Annotated in this window: 18 protein-coding genes and 1 pseudogene; 11 read left to right on the forward strand and 8 right to left on the reverse strand. The window is 65.4% G+C overall.

Features of this window, described 5'->3' with window-relative positions:
* The first annotated feature begins 1 nt into the window (after window position 1).
* Genes Sa4125_RS15080 through Sa4125_RS15095 form a run of 4 tightly spaced genes read left to right on the forward strand, consistent with a single transcriptional unit; the run spans window position 2 to window position 3,760 of the window.
* Entirely contained in the window at window positions 2–1,591 is a 1,590-nt protein-coding gene (locus Sa4125_RS15080) for a phage portal protein (protein WP_223999074.1), read from the forward strand.
* A gap of 41 nt (window positions 1,592–1,632) precedes the next feature.
* Entirely contained in the window at window positions 1,633–2,652 is a 1,020-nt protein-coding gene (locus Sa4125_RS15085) for a hypothetical protein (protein ID WP_223999076.1), read from the forward strand.
* Window positions 2,649–2,936, forward strand: a complete 288-nt coding sequence (locus Sa4125_RS15090; RefSeq protein WP_223999078.1) for a hypothetical protein — start codon at window positions 2,649–2,651, stop codon at window positions 2,934–2,936. The genes Sa4125_RS15085 and Sa4125_RS15090 overlap by 4 nt, the downstream gene beginning before the upstream one ends.
* A 50-nt stretch (window positions 2,937–2,986) precedes the next feature.
* A complete protein-coding gene (locus Sa4125_RS15095) occupies window positions 2,987–3,760 on the forward strand; it encodes a hypothetical protein (RefSeq protein ID WP_223999080.1) in 774 nt (257 codons plus the stop codon).
* Between the two features lie 250 nt (window positions 3,761–4,010).
* Here Sa4125_RS15095 and istB read toward each other — a convergent pair whose 3' ends face one another.
* A complete protein-coding gene (gene istB / locus Sa4125_RS15100; RefSeq protein ID WP_223999088.1) occupies window positions 4,011–4,739 on the reverse strand; it encodes an IS21-like element helper ATPase IstB in 729 nt (242 codons plus the stop codon).
* Window positions 4,739–6,238 (reverse strand): IS21 family transposase, encoded by a 1,500-nt coding sequence (gene istA, locus Sa4125_RS15105; RefSeq protein ID WP_223999090.1) that lies wholly within the window; start codon window positions 6,236–6,238, stop codon window positions 4,739–4,741. The genes istB and istA overlap by 1 nt, the downstream gene beginning before the upstream one ends.
* 110 nt (window positions 6,239–6,348) lie before the next feature.
* Between istA and Sa4125_RS15110 the strand changes: the two genes are divergently transcribed.
* Window positions 6,349–6,492 carry a hypothetical protein gene (locus tag Sa4125_RS15110; protein WP_223999092.1) on the forward strand — a complete coding sequence of 48 codons (144 nt, stop codon included), beginning with the start codon at window positions 6,349–6,351 and terminating at the stop codon, window positions 6,490–6,492.
* 12 nt (window positions 6,493–6,504) lie between these two features.
* Window positions 6,505–7,227 carry a hypothetical protein gene (locus Sa4125_RS15115; protein ID WP_223999094.1) on the forward strand — a complete coding sequence of 241 codons (723 nt, stop codon included), beginning with the start codon at window positions 6,505–6,507 and terminating at the stop codon, window positions 7,225–7,227.
* Here the strand turns inward: Sa4125_RS15115 and Sa4125_RS15120 are convergent.
* Window positions 7,152–8,305 (reverse strand): IS3 family transposase gene (locus Sa4125_RS15120; RefSeq protein ID WP_223999062.1). Its coding sequence is split into 2 segments (ribosomal slippage): window positions 7,152–8,041 and window positions 8,041–8,305, totalling 1,155 coding nucleotides; the frame shifts between segments, so codons are not numbered across the junction. The two genes, Sa4125_RS15115 and Sa4125_RS15120, sit on opposite strands and share 76 nt — an antisense overlap.
* Window positions 8,306–8,358: 53 nt before the next feature.
* Between Sa4125_RS15120 and Sa4125_RS15125 the strand changes: the two are divergent.
* The 3 genes and pseudogenes from Sa4125_RS15125 to Sa4125_RS15135 form a co-directional block, all read left to right on the forward strand.
* Window positions 8,359–8,616, forward strand: a pseudogene (locus tag Sa4125_RS15125) (abortive infection family protein); the annotation flags it as partial.
* 95 nt (window positions 8,617–8,711) lie between these two features.
* Window positions 8,712–9,548, forward strand: a complete 837-nt coding sequence (locus Sa4125_RS15130) for a hypothetical protein (protein ID WP_223999097.1) — start codon at window positions 8,712–8,714, stop codon at window positions 9,546–9,548.
* A gap of 159 nt (window positions 9,549–9,707) precedes the next feature.
* Window positions 9,708–10,178 (forward strand): hypothetical protein, encoded by a 471-nt coding sequence (locus Sa4125_RS15135; protein ID WP_223999098.1) that lies wholly within the window; start codon window positions 9,708–9,710, stop codon window positions 10,176–10,178.
* Here Sa4125_RS15135 and Sa4125_RS15140 read toward each other — a convergent pair.
* Complete coding sequence (locus Sa4125_RS15140; RefSeq protein WP_223999099.1) at window positions 10,175–11,236, reverse strand: restriction endonuclease; 1,062 nt, start codon at window positions 11,234–11,236, stop codon at window positions 10,175–10,177. The two genes, Sa4125_RS15135 and Sa4125_RS15140, sit on opposite strands and share 4 nt — an antisense overlap.
* A 176-nt stretch (window positions 11,237–11,412) precedes the next feature.
* Between Sa4125_RS15140 and Sa4125_RS15145 the strand changes: the two genes are divergently transcribed.
* Window positions 11,413–11,832: a hypothetical protein gene (locus Sa4125_RS15145; protein ID WP_223999100.1), complete on the forward strand. Its 420-nt coding sequence runs from the start codon at window positions 11,413–11,415 to the stop codon at window positions 11,830–11,832.
* Window positions 11,833–12,059: 227 nt separating this feature from the next.
* On the opposite strand, the gene Sa4125_RS15150 is transcribed toward Sa4125_RS15145, so the two are convergent.
* From Sa4125_RS15150 to Sa4125_RS15165, 4 genes are all read right to left on the reverse strand, one after another.
* Window positions 12,060–12,491, reverse strand: a complete 432-nt coding sequence (locus Sa4125_RS15150; protein WP_223999101.1) for a hypothetical protein — start codon at window positions 12,489–12,491, stop codon at window positions 12,060–12,062.
* A 98-nt stretch (window positions 12,492–12,589) separates the two neighbouring features.
* Window positions 12,590–12,961, reverse strand: coding sequence for a hypothetical protein (locus tag Sa4125_RS15155; RefSeq protein ID WP_223999102.1), 372 nt, complete (start codon window positions 12,959–12,961; stop codon window positions 12,590–12,592).
* Window positions 12,962–13,058: 97 nt separating this feature from the next.
* Entirely contained in the window at window positions 13,059–13,427 is a 369-nt protein-coding gene (locus Sa4125_RS15160; protein WP_223999103.1) for a hypothetical protein, read from the reverse strand.
* Window positions 13,427–14,131, reverse strand: coding sequence for a hypothetical protein (locus Sa4125_RS15165; RefSeq protein WP_223999105.1), 705 nt, complete (start codon window positions 14,129–14,131; stop codon window positions 13,427–13,429). The genes Sa4125_RS15160 and Sa4125_RS15165 overlap by 1 nt, the downstream gene beginning before the upstream one ends.
* A 277-nt stretch (window positions 14,132–14,408) precedes the next feature.
* On the opposite strand from Sa4125_RS15165, the gene Sa4125_RS15170 reads away from it, so the two are divergent.
* A complete protein-coding gene (locus Sa4125_RS15170; RefSeq protein WP_223999107.1) occupies window positions 14,409–15,014 on the forward strand; it encodes a hypothetical protein in 606 nt (201 codons plus the stop codon).
* The last annotated feature ends 480 nt before the right edge of the window (window positions 15,015–15,494 follow it).

The following is a 15,494-nucleotide window of genomic DNA, read 5'->3' on the forward strand; positions in this document are numbered from 1 at the left end:
CATGGCGAAATCCCGCCGCTCGATGCCCGCCCCCGTCGCCGCCGCCGCCCCGCCCGCCACGGAACCCCGCCGGCTGACGCGGACGCTGCAACGCGCCGGCGTCGCAATGCGCTCCGCGTTCGGCCTCCGGGGGAAGTTCTCCCCGAAGTCGCAGTACGAGGCCGCGTCGCCGAGCGAGCGCGTGCAGCACGTCGCCGACACCGGGCCGAACGCCAGTGTTGGGGAGCTTGAGCGGATCCGCGCGCGGTCGCGCCATGCCGTCCGGAACAATCCGCACGCCAAACACGCATTGTGGGTCCTGATCAGCAATGTCGTCGGCTACGGCATCAAGCCGTTGACCCCGTACAAGGACCTCGGCGAGCTCTTCGAGGACTGGGCGGAGGAGACCGGGTTCTACCGCAAGCAGGCGCTCGTCTGCGGGACGTGGCTCCAGTCCGGTGAGGCGATCGCCCGCTTCCGCGCCCGGCTCGAGGGCGACCTCGACAGCGTGCCGCTGGACGTCCAGATCATGGAGCCTGACCACCTGCCGCTGCACAACAACGCGATGACGGGCGGCAACACGATCTTCGCGTCGATCGAGGAGGACCTCATCGGCCGGATTGTCGCCTACCATCTCTACCGCGACCACCCGACGGACTACGTCACCGGGCGCAGCCAGACATGGACGACCTCGCGTGTCCCGGCGAGCGAGGTGATGCACGTCTTCCTTCAGGATCGCCCCGGACAGAGGCGCGGCGTGCCTGTCTTCGCGACGGCCCTGAACACGCTAGACAACCTCTCGGTCTACGACGACGCCGAATTGGAGAGGAAGAAGGGCGCCGCGATGTTCGGCGGCTTCTACCGCAAGCCGCTCGACTCCGAGGGCTCCATCCCCGACGCCTTCGGGGAGATCGACGACGACGGCATCGTCCTCCAGCCACTCCAGCCCAACACCTGGCTCGAGCTTCCGGTCGGCTACGAGGTCGACATGGCGACGCCGCCGTCCGGCGACGCGAACTACGCGCCGTTCCGGAGAGAGCAGCTCGCCGCCGTCGCCGTGTCGCTGCACATGACGTATGAGCATTTGACCTGGAATTTCGAGAAGCTCGGCGACCGACAGTACCGGGCGGCCATGCTCGAGTTCGTGCGCTTGATCGAGATGTTCCAGTACCACGTGCTCATCGACCTCTTCTGCGGCCCGGTCTGGAAGCGTTTCGTGCAGACCGCGATCCTCTCCGGACGCTGGGTCCCGCCTGAGGGCGCTCGCCCGCGTGACTACCTCCGTGCGCAATGGACGCCGCCGGCGCGCGGGTACGTGCATCCGGTTCAGGACATTCAGGCCTACAGCGCCGCCATCCGTGCGGGCATCACGAGCCGCAAGCGCGTCGCCGGGCAGCTCGGCGAGGACGTTCGTCAGATCGATCTTGAGAACGCGCAGGATCAGGCAGCAGCCACCGAGCTGAAATTGCGCTACTCGACCTACGTCGGCCAGGACGCGGACCAGGTCGCGATGGCGGCTGCCGACACGGCGGCGTCGGAAGCGTTGGCGGCCGTGGTCGCGGCGGAGACAGAGGCGGACGTCGGGCGCTTCGCGGAGGCGGAAGCGGCATAGCCTATTTCTGATGCGAAATGCCAGCACACTGCATTTAACGCTTGCGCGGGCCGCAGGATTGTTTATGCAGGGTGCAGACATCTTGCATAGAGGACGAAATGGCAACGCTACACGAAATCAGAACTGAAGAGTTCGTCGACTCCTTCAACGGCAATCCTCCGCAGGACATGCTGCACATGATCGCCCAGACTGGAGAGTGGCTCGAGACGCTGACGGGTGAGCCACATGCGGCCAACGCGGCGATGCTCCAGCTTCTCGACAGTCTTCAGGCGCCACCGGAAGAGGCCTTCGGCAACGACCGCAACTGGCGCGAGGAATGGAACGAAGATGCCCAAAACCATGGGCACCTGATGAAGCGCGGCCAGGACATGACGGAGCTTCTGGCGTTCTCCGGCTTTGGACTTCGGCCCGACATTCGAGGTGAGCCGGACGACCTGACGGCCGCGATCGAAGAGACGGTTGCTGCCTTCCGGGCCTTTACCGACAGCATCCCCGCTCGGTGGGGTGAGATGAGGGAAGTGCATCAGGTCGCCTTGGCATCGGAGGCCCGCATCCGGCTCGACACCGGGAAATCGGTTTCGTCGGAGCAGCTCGCGGCGCTGGCGGGCATCGGACTGCGCAGCCTCCAGAACCTCCTCACAAAGAAGGGGTCGGGGCTGACGTCCGGGCCGGACGGCCGTATCGCTCCCGCGGTGGCTCTCGAGTGGCTCCGCAGCCGCGAATCCTTCAGGGAATCGATCTGGAAGGATTCCGGCCGCGAGACCGACGAGCCGGAAAGCGAAACACAGGAAGGCGATGCCGTCGGCGAGTTCCTGTTCGTCCCGGTCGCCGCTGACGGGACCGCGTTTACCCCCGACTGCCGCCGGGGTGCCGGCTACACGGTGGGCTTGAAGGGCGAGGAGCTACCGTTCGACGATTACCTTGCGGCACTCGCGCACGTGGCGGCAATGACCCGCCCCGCTTGGCGGCGCCCGAACCCGAACGGAAACTGGGGCATCGTCCGGGCCGACCGTTGGGAGCGCCGTTCCGTCGCCTCGCTTGGTCTCGAGCCGACGACATGAACGATCTTGTCGGCCTGACGAACCACGCCCGGAAGCGCCTTCAGCAACGCGCCATCCCCACGTTCATGCTCGACTACCTCGATACCTTCGGATCCTCGAAGCGGTGCGGCGGGTCCGAGCGCATGTTCTTCGACAAGGCGGCACGTCGCCGCCTTGCACATCACCTCGGGGGCGAAGCTGCCCTCAAGCCCGTCGAGCGCTGGCTCGGCGTTTATGCGGTCGTCGGTGATGACGGCTCCGTCGTCACCGTCGGCCACCGCACCAAGCGGCCTCGGCTGCACTAAGCCAAACCACCCTCCACAATCCCGCAATTCCTCACCGGAGACGCCACACCATGGCCTTCGCACGCTACCGCTCTGCCCTGCTTTCCGCCCGTGACGTCCACGACCCTGCCCTCATCATCGCCGAGGAAGGTCCCCTTGCTGTTCGGTACGCCCCGTTCGATCACGTGAACCCGGCCGCCAAGGTGGTCATCCTCGGCATCACGCCCGGCGAGGTGCAGGCGAACGAGGCGATCCGCACCGCGCGCGCCGCTCTCCAGCGCGGCCTGTCTGATGCCGAGGCCATGGATCTCGCCAAGGCAGCCGCAAGCTTCGCCGGACCGATGCGGGCCAACCTCGTTGCCATGCTCGACCAAATCGGCGTCGCCGGGGCGCTCGGCATCGCTTCTACGGCCTCGCTCTGGAGCGCGGACCTGCGGCTGGTCCAGTTCGCGTCCGCTCTTCGTCACCCGGTGTTCAAGGGCGGAAAGAACTACACGGGGAGCAATCCCGGCATCACGTCGTCGCCGCTGCTCCGTCAGCAGCTTTTGGATTTCACGGGAGCCGAGCTCGCGTCTCTTCCCGACGCGATCGTGGTGCCTCTCGGGCCTGCCGTCACGGAGGCATGCCGATGGATGGCGGCGCAGGGTTGCGTCACTCGGGACCGCCTGATCGAGGGCATGCCTCACCCGTCAGGCGCGAACGGCGAGCGCATCGCCTTCTTCCTTGGGCGCAAGGAGCGCGCCGCCCTGTCGAAGCAGACCGACCCGGCGAAGATCGACGCTGGCAGGGAGAGCGCGGTCCGGACGGTCACCGCTTGGAAGCACCGAAACCGGGCGGCTGCCTGACGCGCGCTCAAGAACCTGTGGGCGCCGTCGCGGTACGCGCTCGCAGGACTCCCGCCGGCGGTCGGCTCATGTCACCCTTCGGGTCACCCTCGAAGGATCCGTCGACATGCTTTCCGCCCCGCAGCCAGTTTCCAGCCAGCACGACGACGTCGATGCGATCATCGCGGTGTCAAACGGCGTTCAAATCTGACCCCGGATCGGCGTCCAATTTTGACCCCCTTGGCGTAAGGGCTGCGGTCGACCTGAGCGATTAAACCCGGTTCTTGAAGCGCCAGCTCTCGTTGCCGGTCTCCACGATATCGCAGTGATGCGTCAGGCGGTCGAGGAGCGCGGTGGTCATCTTGGCGTCGCCAAAGACCGAGGGCCACTCGCCGAAGGCCAGGTTGGTGGTAACGATCACCGAGGTTTGCTCGTAGAGCCGGCTCACCAGATGGAAGAGAAGTTGCCCTCCCGACTGGGCGAAGGGCAGATAGCCGAGTTCGTCGAGCACGATGAAGTCCATGCGGGTGAGGTAATCGGCCATTCGGCCCTGGCGGCCGGACCGCCCCTCCGCCTCGAGCTTGTTCACGAGATCGACGACGTTGAAGAACCGGCCGCGGGCGCCACCCCGGATGCAGGCCCTTGCGATCGCGATCGCCAAATGGGTCTTGCCCGTTCCGGTTCCGCCGATCAGCACGGCGTTGCGCTGATGGGCGATGAAGTTGCCGGAGGCGAGATCGCGCACCAGCGTCTCGTTGATCGGCGTCTCGTCGAAGACGAAGTCGTCGATGTCCCGGGCGAGAGGCAGCTTGGCAATGGTGATCTGGTACTTGATCGAGCGTGCCTGCTTCTCGGAGATCTCCGCCGACAGGAGATCGCCAACGACCCGCTGCGGTTCGTGCTGGCGCTTCACGGCGGTGGCGATGATCTCGTCGAAGGCGGCCTTCATGCCGTAGAGCTTGAGCTCGCCCATGGTGGCGAGGATCTCGGACCTTTCCATCACACTGCCCTCCTGAGGTTGTCGTAACGGGCGCAGTCGGCCGCTGGCTCATGGCGAAGGCGCAGCGCATCCGGCGTCATAATGGTGATCGTGCGCGTCGGCTCCCGGGCCCGCGCCAGGATGTTGAGAATGACATCGGCGGAGTGAACGCCTTCGCCGAGCGCTTCGGCACAGGCGGCCTCGACGGCGGGCAGTCCGTCACTCAATACCGCAGCGAGGATGCTGACCATTTGGCGGCCGCCGTCGGGCGTGGTGCCAAGCTTGCGACGCACACGCTCGAGATGGGCTGGCAGGATCCAGTCCTTGAACGGGGCACCGTTGCGAAGCGCGCCGGGCTTCCTCGCCAGCACCGGGACATAATGCCAGGGATCGTAGACCGTCTGATCACGGCCGAAGCAGCGGGGATGCTCTCCGACAATGCGCCCGTCCTGGCGCAGCTCGATCCGATCGGCATAGGCCCGGACCTCGGCAGGGCGTCCGACGGCGCTGGCGGCAACGGAGTAGCGGTTGTTGTCGAAGCGCACGAGGCAGGTCTTCGACACCGAGGCCGGCACGGCATGGAAGCCATCGAAGCGGCCGCGATAGGGCACAAGGCTTGGACGCTCTTGCTCGAACATCTCCCAGACCGTCCGGTCGCGGAACTCGGGATGGCGGTGTGCCTTGGCGAAGGCGATGGTGCGATCGAGCAGCCAGGCGTTCAGCTCCTCGTAGCTCTTGACCCGCAGCCGTGGCGTGAAGAAGCGCTCGCGTACCAGACCGACCTGGTTCTCAACCTGTCCCTTCTCCCAGCCCGACGCCGGCGTGCAGGCTACCGGGTCGACGAGGTAGTGGCCGCACATCTGGAGGAAACGCCTGTTATAGGCGCGCTCACGGCCAACGAAGATCGTCTCCACCGCCGTCTTCATGTTGTCGTAGATGCCCCGCGTGCAGGCGCCCTTGAAGAAAGCGAACGCCCGGTCGTGGGAGTCGAACACCATCTCCTGGCTCTCTCGCGGATAGGCTCGGACGAACAGCATGCGGGAATGGCAGAGCCGCACGTGGGCGACCTTCACCGTCACCGTCGTGCCATTGATCAGCACGACCTCGTGGCTCCAGTCGAACTGGTAGGCTTCGCCCGGATCGAAGCTCAGCGGCACGAAGGCCGATGCCGACAGCGAGGACTGATCGCGTTGCCAGCCCCGAGCATAGCGGCGTACGGCATCATAGCCGCCCTCGTAGCCCAGCCTACGCAACTCCTCGAACACCCGGATCAGTGTCAGGCGTTCCCGGGCCGGTCGGGCATTGTTCGTTGCCAGCATCCGGTCAAGCTCAGGCTTCCAGGCACCGAGCTTGGGTCTTGGCTGAACGGAGCGCTCATAGTCGAAGGCCGTCTCGTTCGAGCGGAGAACCTTCCGGACCGTGTTGCGAGAGACATGGAGCTCGCGGACAATCTCCTTGATCGTCCGGCCACGCACGAAAAACTCGCGCCGGATGCGCGCAACTGTATCCACGCCCTTCATCCCCCGCCCGCCCGTCTTCCAGAGGAAAACGCGGACTCTTCAGATCCATCGGATGGGGGTCAATTTTGGACGCCTATGACCCCGCCTAGGGGGTCAAAATTGCACGCCGAATGACAATCGCGGCGTTCGACGGCGACCCCCGGGCGGCGCTGCGAGCGGTCCTCGACGAGGCGGCGCGGGCACGAGCGGATCTCGGCCGGGTGCTTGAGCATGTGAGCGAGGGCTACGTGCGCGGTCGGCGCCGGGCAGTCTGAGCTGTGGACCTCATGTTCTCGCCGCAGACGATCGAGGCGCTCATCGACGTCGTGTCCGGCGGAAGTGGCATGGGCGCGAGCGACCCGTCCATCGGCATCTACAGAAGCGCGCGCGACATCGAGAGGTTTATGGGCGGGTGCGGAATCAGCATGCGCGTCGTCGGCTCCCGCCTTCCCTCGCTGGCCGACGCCCTGCGCGCCGCCAATGAACAGGGTAATGATGAGGCGCTGCGCAAGGTGGCCGAACTCTCAGCCGACCCGCGCGACTTCCGGAACGACGCGGAGCGGCATGCCACCGTCGTCGCCTATCTGAACGACTTCCTCCGGCCGGACGGGTTCGAGCTTCAGCAGCAGGGCGGCCGGATGCGCTTGGTGAAGGCCGGCACGTCGGCGTCGGTGGTGAGCGCCCTGTCGGCAGCGGCCGTTGTGCTCGACTTCGACACGGTCCGCCGGGATCTCGACCGGGCCACGGAGAACGCGGTGAACGACCCGGAGGACGCGGTGACGGCGGCATGCTCCATTGTCGAGAGCGTCTGCCGTTCGATCCTCGTCGAACTCGACGTTCCCCTGCCGGCCAAACGCGACGTGCAGAACCTTTACCGGGCGGTTCGAGATCCCCTTGGGCTGGACTTGCCCCCTTTTAGTGGAGAGCGTTTTGATTACGCGGCGGCCAGTCGTTCGAACTGGACGGGGCTGATGAAGTCGAGCGCGGAATGGCGCCGGACGGGGTTGTAGAAGCTGTCGATGTAGCGGCCGATGGCCGCCTTCGCCTCGGTCCTGGTCTGGAAGACGGTGCGCCAGACCAGCTCGGATTTCAACGTCTTGAAGAAGGTCTCGACCATCGCATTATCATAGCAGTTGCCCTTGCCGGACATCGAGATCAGCACGTCGTACCTGCGTAGCTCGGCCTGATAGTCGATCGAGCAATATTGGCTGCCGCGGTCAGAATGATGGATCAGGCCGGTTTTCGGGCGGCGCAGGACGAGGGCCTTGCGGAGCGCCTCGAGAGCCAACTCCTTGTGTAGACGATCGCTGACGGCCCAGCCGACGACGCGCCGGGCGAACAGGTCGATGACGACGGCGAGATACAGCCAGCCCTCTCGCGTCCAAACATAGGAGATGTCGGCTCCCCACTTCTCGTCCCGGCGTTCGGTCGCGAAGTCCTGATCAAGGAGGTTCGGCGCGATCGGGAAGGCGTGCAGGCTGTCCGTCGTTCGCTTGAACCGCCGCTTCTGCCGGGCCTTGAGGCCGTTCTCGCGCATCAGGCGCGCTGTCCGACGGCGCCCGATAGCGATCCCCTCGGCCTGGAGTTCATGCCGCATGCGAGGACTCCCATAGGTGCCGTTCGACAACCGAAACGCCGAGCGGACATGCGCCAGAAGCACCATGTCGCGCTGCTGCCGGCGGCAGGCCGGTCGATCCTTCCATGCAAAATAGCCGCTCGAGCTGACGCCGAGGACCTTGCAGAGACGCTGGACGGGGAATTCTTCTTTCGCCGCATCGATGAGTTCGAACCTCACCGACTTCCCTCCCGGGCGAAAAAAGCCATCGCCTTCTTCAGGATGCCACGCTCCTGACGAAGGATCTCATTCTCCCGCCGCAGCCGCTTCATCTCCGCAGCCATGTCCTCGACGCGGTCGGGAGGCGGGCTTTCTATCAAGGCGTCGCGCCGCTTGTCGATCCAGCGCCGCAGTGTCGATAGCCCAACGCCAAGGTCCTCCGCGATCTCGCGCTGCGTCCGGCCGCTCGTCTCAACCAGACGGACGGCTTCCTCCTCGAATTCCTTCGTAAATCGTCGCTGTGTCTTCGCCATGGAGTTCCTCATGCCTCATTGAGAACTCTCCACTTTTCCGGGGCAAGTCCAGGCTGGCGCCCGACAAGGTGTCGGTGCCGGACGAGATCGCCGAGGACGTTCGTGCGATCCTCGGCAACCTCGCGGCGACTGTTGGCGGCATCGGTGCGCTACGAACCCACGGCGGCGACGCTCACGGTCGAGAGCGGGGTGCCAAGAGAATCAACGCCCGCATCGCTAGGCTCGCGATCCACTCGGCCGGCGCGCTGACACTGTTCCTCATCGAGACCTGGCAGGAGAAGTACCCGCAGAAGGTGCTCCATCCGCACTGAGGAAGACGCGTATGCCGGCAACTTGAACGATTATCGGAACCTGAAGTTTCGAGGTTCAGTGGCACGGTTGGGCATCAATCGCTTCCGGAGCCTCCATGCGCGCAGCCATCCTTGCCATCGCCGTTCTCGCCACCGCCGTTCCCGCATCCGCTGCGTCCACCAAGTCGACCTACACCGACGTCTCGTCCTGCCGCTCGGTCGACTTCCAGCCCGACGAGTTCGCTCACTTCTGCCGCGGGCCGGCCGGGTTCGCGGCCGTGCTCTCGTACTTCGACGGCCGTGCCGCACCCATTTTCGGACCCGCCGCCAAGGGAAAGCGCGATGAAGTGCGTGACGGTGCCGGAGGCAGCGAGGAGGCGCTGATCATCGGTTCGGGCAAGCCTTATGGCGACAAGATCGAATGGGTGTCCATCGGCGGCGGCGCACCGTGCGCCACGGTCGTGCGCATGGACCTTGAGGCCGGAAGCCGCCTTGTGGTCACCAAGCTCGGGAAGTCGCCGGAACGCGTCGCCATCGTGAAAGGCAACAAGGAAGCGCAGGCGGCCGCGGCGAAGGCTTGCGGCGGTGCGGGCGGTGGTCAGCGTGTGGACGCGGCAGATCCATCGGAGAAGGCGGCCCCGATTGCTTATAAGCGGGTCGGTCTGGACGACCCGGTAGCGATGAAGCTTTGGGCCAACAGCATGTCCGAGATCAAGGCAATCGGCGGAAGCGCATCGGTTTACCGTGCCAGCTTCACTCGCGGCAGCGACGAGTATGTCGTCGCCCAAATCTGGTCCGGCCTTGTCTGCGGCATGCGATCCTGCGAGACGAAGCTGATGAAGAACGGCCGGGTCGTTGACCTCGGACTTCTTTGCAACGCGACGGACGCCCATATCTTGTCGGCCGACAAGAAGACGATCTCGTTTTGCGAGAACGACATTGAAGGCCAGTAGCCTGAGAAGGCGCGGTGCGTCGATTCCCCGTTAGTAGCTCGGGTGAACGAGTCGGCCAACGGAGATCACGGTCGTACAGTGATCGCCGTCGATCGCGGCTTTGTGATTGGGCTCCTGCCCGCCGGCGCCTGACGCTGTAAATGCGACAGGAGAGCGGACATGATCACGAGCACGAACACGGACAGCACCAAAATCGACATCGGACTCTTCCTCGACGGCGACGAGTTCGACGCGCACTTCGAGGAGATCGAAGATGAGTTCGCCGAGTTCACGCGCGGCGCCGAAAAGAGCCGTGACGTTCATTTCCACATCCCCGGCAACGAGGACGGGCAGACGGCCTGCAAGGCGCGGCTCGCCCATCACGGGGTGACGCTCGCCCAAGCCGACGAAGAGGCATCGGACTGGTCCGACACGCTCCGTGCTCTCCTGTTCAGCATTGTCGAGGACCTGCATGCCCGCCGCGCGTTCTCCAAGAGGTGGCAGCGCGTCGGCGAGGCGGTCACGCGGCTGCCGGCGGACGTCCGGTCGGCTCATCGGGGTTACGCGCAGGTGGCCTTCGAGGTCATGGAGTGCCACCGGAGCAAGCTGGTCGTGGAGCACCGTCGCGATCTGTACGCCCTCGGGATCTAGGATCCAAAGGCGCGGTCCAGGTCTCCGAGCGACCTCATGTCCAGCAAGGCCACTCCATTCGCTCGGGCAAGTTCATGAGCCGCGTTCGTGTATCCGCTCTTCGCGACGACGGCCGCGAAGTCTGCGGTGTAGAATCGAAGGGCGGCGCCGATCTCCTGTATGGCGGAGACTCCCGTGGGTCGGGCGGCCCACTTGCACTGTACGACGTACGTCAGGCCGTCCTTCATGGCTACGATGTCCGCGCCGTAGTCGCCAGTTCGACGCGTCTGCGCGACCTTGAAACCAGCCTCCGACAATGCCGCCGCGCAGTCGGCTTCGTAATTTGACCAGTCACCGACGCTCGGTGCGGGTGTCGCTGCCGCGCTTTCCCGTAGGAAGATGCCGACGTCGAAGGACGCCTCGTCATCGAATTCGAAGGTCGCCCGTCGCGCCGCGAGCTTGCCCAAGCTGGTCCATGCGAGATGTTCGCTGACCCTGCCAAACGAGTCGGTGACCGAGTTGCTAGCCATGAGGTTTCGGATCTCCACCTCGTTGGACGCAAAGAAGTCGTAGTTGCGACACATGCGGAACAATCGCTCCGCGCCCTTTCTCATGTAGATCTGCTGGAGTCCCCGGTTTTCGCCGTCTATGGTCCACATTCCATCGTTCAAGGCCCGCACCGACGTGTATGCCTTTGCAGCCTCCAAGGTCGTGAACAGCAAGTCCGGCCGCTCCTTGTAGAGCGAGGCGTTCGGCCCGAGAATCAACGTCATTCGGTCGTCGCCCGCACTCGCTCTGCCGATGATCATGAGTTCTTCGGCCGTCACGACCTCGATGACCGGAAAGGTCGCGCTGGACAGGTCGAGCGTTCGCGGCAGCGTAGTGCGCATCTTGGCCTGCCCCGTGTACACTCCGGTCGGATCGAAATCCGCGATCTCGATGCGGTCCGGCAACGTGTTTGTGACATCGACGAACGAGGGAACCGCGAGCGGCCGCGTGCGCAGCCATTGCCACAACGCGGCGCGCTTCTCCGCGAAGATGGCGTAGGCGATAGGTCGCAGGTCGTCGTCCTCGGTCATCCATCACTCCGTGTTGTCGAGCCACGCTGTTCATGTCCGAAGCAGGATTTGTCGGCTTCGGGCTCATTTGGGCAGAGCCTTCACCCGCTCCGGTCGATTTTGCAATAAGCGCCGTCGAATGTTGCACGCGCCCCCTGCTGACTGTCCTCACGATCCTCTCGTGAGACCTCCGCGCCGTGCCGCAGCCCACGTCCCCCACCGCCGCCATTATTTCGACCCGCGCCCTCTCGCGCGGGCCGTCGAGCGCCGTCGTGGAGGCCGGCACGTTCGAGGCCATTCTGACCTCGGAGCATCCGGTCCGCACGTGGGTCCCGTCCCCGTGTGGCGGGGATTACATCGAGGCTGACGAGGTTCTCCTGACGTCCGGCGTCGACCTCTCCCGCGCCCGCGGCATGCCGCTGCTCGACAGCCACTGTAGCTTCGGCCTTGAGCGCTACCTCGGACAGGTCGATGAGATCCGCGCCGAGCTCGTGGCGGACCTCGGCGAATGCCTCGTGATCTGCGCCCGAGTGAAGCTTAGCCACGCGGGCATCGTCGCGGAGATGGCAGAGGGTTTCCACCCGAACTTGTCGGTCGGCTATGTCGTCCACGAGTAGGAGCTCGTCGCCCGCGACGGCGACGTGCCGCTCGCCCGGGCGACCCGGTGGACGCTGCTCGAGGCGTCCCTCGTCCCCATCGGCGCCGCCCCGAACGCATCCGTCCGCTCCGGCGGCAAGGTCGCCCCCTCCCCGCCGGCCGTGCGCTTCCGCGCAGCCGACCCGGCCACCCATCCCAAGGAACCCACCGTGGATCTAGAAGCCCTCATCGCCGCGGCCGAAGCCGCTCAGACCGCAGCCGACGAGGCCATCGCGGCCATCCCGACGGACGTTCCGGCGAGCACGGATGCCGCCGTTTTGGTCCGCGCCGCTGCGTTCGCCTTCGCGCGCTCGGCGCGGCTGTCGAGCCGAAGACCGACGACGCGGATGCCGAGGCGAAGGCCAAGACAAAGACGGATGCCGAGAAGGCCAAGACTGAGGCTGACGAGAAGGCTGCGAAGGACAAGATCGACGCGGATGCCGAGGCCGAGAAGGCCAAGGTGAAGACCGAGACGGATGACGAGAAGTCCTAGCGCACCGCTTTCGCGGCAATCCGGCAAAGGCCGGCTCGGCGCGATGAGCTTGCTGGCTGGGTGCGCGACGACGGGCGGTAGCGCCTGCGACGGCTGGCGGCCCATCCGGCCGGCGGCGGCCGACGTCGCAGCGATGTCCGACGGCACGGTCGCGCAGGTGCTCCAGCACAATCGACATGGCGCCACCGTTTGCGGGTGGCGGCCCTGAAATGACAAAGGCCCCGGCGGTGATGCCGGGGCCTTTGTCATGATGGCTGACCTTTGAATGCGGATTCTACCGCCGCGACGAAGATCTCGTTGTCGGCAAGACAGGCTGCAAGCGGCACGACGCCTCCTCCGGCGAAATGGACGTCCAGATCGTTGACCTCCATGAACTGCTGGATTTCGGCTTTGTTAAACGGGTGCTCGCAAAACCACTCCGCGACTTCCCTAGCGCAGAGCGTGCCGTTCTCCGCATCGGTTGCCAGCCGACCTGAAGGGCTACCGCCATCGCACACATAGGCATCTGGGGATGCGTAGAACTCCTTGATCAGGATGATCGACAGTCCATAGATCGCCCTCGTGACGTACTCCTCGCGGGTGAGATCCGGGCGCGGCGGCATGAGGTGAGCGGACATGGCAACTCCAGTTTGCGTAGGTGATTTTGCTTGAGAACGGAGGCCCCGGCGGGCGATGCCGGGGCCTCTGTCGTTAATGTCTTGCTACCGTGCGTGATCACGCGGGCATGAGAAGCTCGAGGTCGTACTCCTCACCTTCCATCGAATGGAAGATCAGGTCGTTCGCGGCCTGCCAACGGAGGCCTTCGAGGGGCGCGGTGCTGAAGACCTCGGACCCGTGCCAGTTCAACTGAACCCACTCGGACAAGTGGTCTTGGCTTTCGAACGGCCCCTCCGCCAGCTCGACCACGAGCATCAGGAGCCAGTCATCAGCTTCCTCCAGCCATTCGTGTAGCAGCTCGAGGCGCTCGTCCTCGATCTGACGCTCTCGGTCAGGGAAGGCGCAGATTGCGTTGCCGTGTTCTTCGTTGCGCCGCGCGTCACTCTCGACGCGCGGCTTCGGATTCAGTTTCACGACTTCTGCCATCAGTCGTTCTCGAGGTCGAACGGGGGAAACCCAAGGAGCTCGTGGATGCGGTCGTCGTGCTCAAGCATCCAGTCCTCCAAGACCTCGTCGACCTGACGGCCATCCAGCCCGGCCGTCGGCATGAGCTTGCCGATGCTGGTCTGGCGGTGCTTGTCCACGATCATCTCTCGCAACTGCCGAAGCATGAGCGTGCAGGAAACCGTGGGCTTCGAGAACTTCTTGAGGATCTCGAACACCAGTCGGGTGCCGTGCTGCTCGAGGTAGCCGTACAGCTTCTCTTCGGCGATTGCCGACGGAGCGACGACGCCCTGGCAGCGGAAGGCGACCGCCGTCACGAACGGCTCGTGACGGGCGAGCGCAGAGATCACGAACGGCATCGCGTCCTTGGGGCGCTTGCTGGCGCCCGACGCCGTGATGATCTTAGGCAGGTGTTCCGCGAACGCCGTCTTCGTGCACGCCCATTCCGCGGCGTCGAAGGGCGAGAGGTGCTGGATGCAGGGGTTCTTGCTGTCCTGCTCCATCTCGGGTTCCCCGAGGAAGAGGGACGGGTCATTCACGAACTTCTCGTGGACCGCCGCGGCGACGACCGCGACCATGACGAGGTCGACCATGCGTCCGGCGCGGACCTCGATCAGTCCGTAGCCCGCCTGCGCCTTGTTCAGCGCGACGAGGTCGATGTTGTCGTTGCTGTTCTTGTAGACCATTCCGGCTTACTTTCCCTTGCGTGCGTGAGGGCGCACGTGTCCCGCGAGTCCGACGAGTTCGAGCCGCCTATGTGGCGGGTCTCGACTGCGTGCGCGGGGCGGAGGGAAAGGATGGCGGCGGCGGACATGATGGCCTCGTGGTCGTGGACGGGCTCGATCGCATGATCGCGGGCTGTCGGCCAGGGGAAGCCGTCAGGGGAGTCTACGAAACGTTAACGCCTTGTCCCCTGCGCCGCCGGCACCGAACCTCGACATCTAACCGAGGGAGATCAACACCATGCTTGCAGCCATCGCCGCAGCGCTCCGCAACGCCGCATCCGCCGTCGCCACCGGGTTCCGGTACTGCTGGTGGGCCATCGACTGGACCATCGGCCTCCCCGGCCGCCTCTTGGGCGGCGGATCCGCAGGTTCGATCCCGCACCCAACCTGTCAGCCGCCTGCCGGCGACCCTGCCGCCGAAATCGCGGACATGGTCGCCAATCGCGGCCGCACGCGCGCCGTCCGGGGCGCGCTGCCATTGGACCTTGAGCCGTCGCCAGACGGCACGGATCCGGTTTCGGCAACCGTTTATGCATACGCGCGCGCCACGCCAACCGACCGCCGGCAGGTGTCGCTGGAGGCGCTGTCGCCGGATCAGGTGTCGTGGCTCCTCCGCCTGCGGCCACACGATCTCGACCGACTCGCGGCGGCCAGCGGCCTCGTGTGCGGGCGGCTGGCGCGCGGGATGGGCGGCGGTGCGCTCGGTGTCGAGCCTTGTCGGCGTCGGGAGCCGGAGTTGTCCGAAGCCGAACTGGCCGGGCGCGAGGAGCCGTCGACCGTCGAGTCGTTCGCCGAGCGGGTGCGGCGCCGGAAGGGTGCCGTGCCCCGACTGGTGATGGGGTAACGGTCGACGGAGCTGGCTTGCTTTGAGAAAGCCAGCCGGCAAGACTGACATCACCCGGTCGGTGGCGACATTACGACGGAGCTTGCTCCCCATGCGGGATGCCGAAAGGGTCTAAACGAGGGGCAGTCCGGAGATGGACTGCCCCTTCCCATTTCAGGGCGCCGCGCTGGCGGCTGGCGGTCCGGTGGCGGCCGGAGTACGGAGGCCTCGGCGACCACTTCTCAGGACAGATGATGCTCATCGCTGGCAGCTTCCTCCTCGAATTGTTCTCCAACTGGTGGTGGCTGCCACTGCTCGGCAGCGTCGTCGGGGAGATCGCTCACCTCGCCAGCTCTCCGACTTACCGGAGGGCATCTCGCGGATGTGCCGGGCGCAAAGGTGGCGGCGGCGTTCGCGACCGGGCTGCTGACGATCCAGTGCGTCGCCGCGTACTTGGTGGGGGGCCTCATGGCGGCGGCGTTCTGAATGGGGCGCTAGGCC

The organism is Aureimonas sp. SA4125 (genome assembly GCF_019973775.1).
Classification (GTDB): Bacteria; Pseudomonadota; Alphaproteobacteria; order Rhizobiales; family Rhizobiaceae; genus Plantimonas.

What these genes read in the sequence shown, in the direction of transcription:
- Sa4125_RS15165 (WP_223999105.1), bottom strand. Translation starts at nt 14,131, where the DNA reads ATGGTCTACAAGAACAGCAACGACAACATCGACCTCGTCGCGCTGAAC.
- Sa4125_RS15170 (WP_223999107.1), top strand. Translation starts at nt 14,409, where the DNA reads ATGCTTGCAGCCATCGCCGCAGCGCTCCGCAACGCCGCATCCGCCGTC.
- Sa4125_RS15140 (WP_223999099.1), bottom strand. Translation starts at nt 11,236, where the DNA reads ATGACCGAGGACGACGACCTGCGACCTATCGCCTACGCCATCTTCGCG.
- Sa4125_RS15090 (WP_223999078.1), top strand. Translation starts at nt 2,649, where the DNA reads ATGAACGATCTTGTCGGCCTGACGAACCACGCCCGGAAGCGCCTTCAG.
- Sa4125_RS15155 (WP_223999102.1), bottom strand. Translation starts at nt 12,961, where the DNA reads ATGTCCGCTCACCTCATGCCGCCGCGCCCGGATCTCACCCGCGAGGAG.
- Sa4125_RS15080 (WP_223999074.1), top strand. Translation starts at nt 2, where the DNA reads ATGGCGAAATCCCGCCGCTCGATGCCCGCCCCCGTCGCCGCCGCCGCC.
- Sa4125_RS15115 (WP_223999094.1), top strand. Translation starts at nt 6,505, where the DNA reads ATGTTCTCGCCGCAGACGATCGAGGCGCTCATCGACGTCGTGTCCGGC.
- Sa4125_RS15160 (WP_223999103.1), bottom strand. Translation starts at nt 13,427, where the DNA reads ATGGCAGAAGTCGTGAAACTGAATCCGAAGCCGCGCGTCGAGAGTGAC.
- istA (WP_223999090.1), bottom strand. Translation starts at nt 6,238, where the DNA reads ATGAAGGGCGTGGATACAGTTGCGCGCATCCGGCGCGAGTTTTTCGTG.
- Sa4125_RS15130 (WP_223999097.1), top strand. Translation starts at nt 8,712, where the DNA reads ATGCGCGCAGCCATCCTTGCCATCGCCGTTCTCGCCACCGCCGTTCCC.
- Sa4125_RS15095 (WP_223999080.1), top strand. Translation starts at nt 2,987, where the DNA reads ATGGCCTTCGCACGCTACCGCTCTGCCCTGCTTTCCGCCCGTGACGTC.
- Sa4125_RS15135 (WP_223999098.1), top strand. Translation starts at nt 9,708, where the DNA reads ATGATCACGAGCACGAACACGGACAGCACCAAAATCGACATCGGACTC.
- Sa4125_RS15110 (WP_223999092.1), top strand. Translation starts at nt 6,349, where the DNA reads ATGACAATCGCGGCGTTCGACGGCGACCCCCGGGCGGCGCTGCGAGCG.
- istB (WP_223999088.1), bottom strand. Translation starts at nt 4,739, where the DNA reads ATGGAAAGGTCCGAGATCCTCGCCACCATGGGCGAGCTCAAGCTCTAC.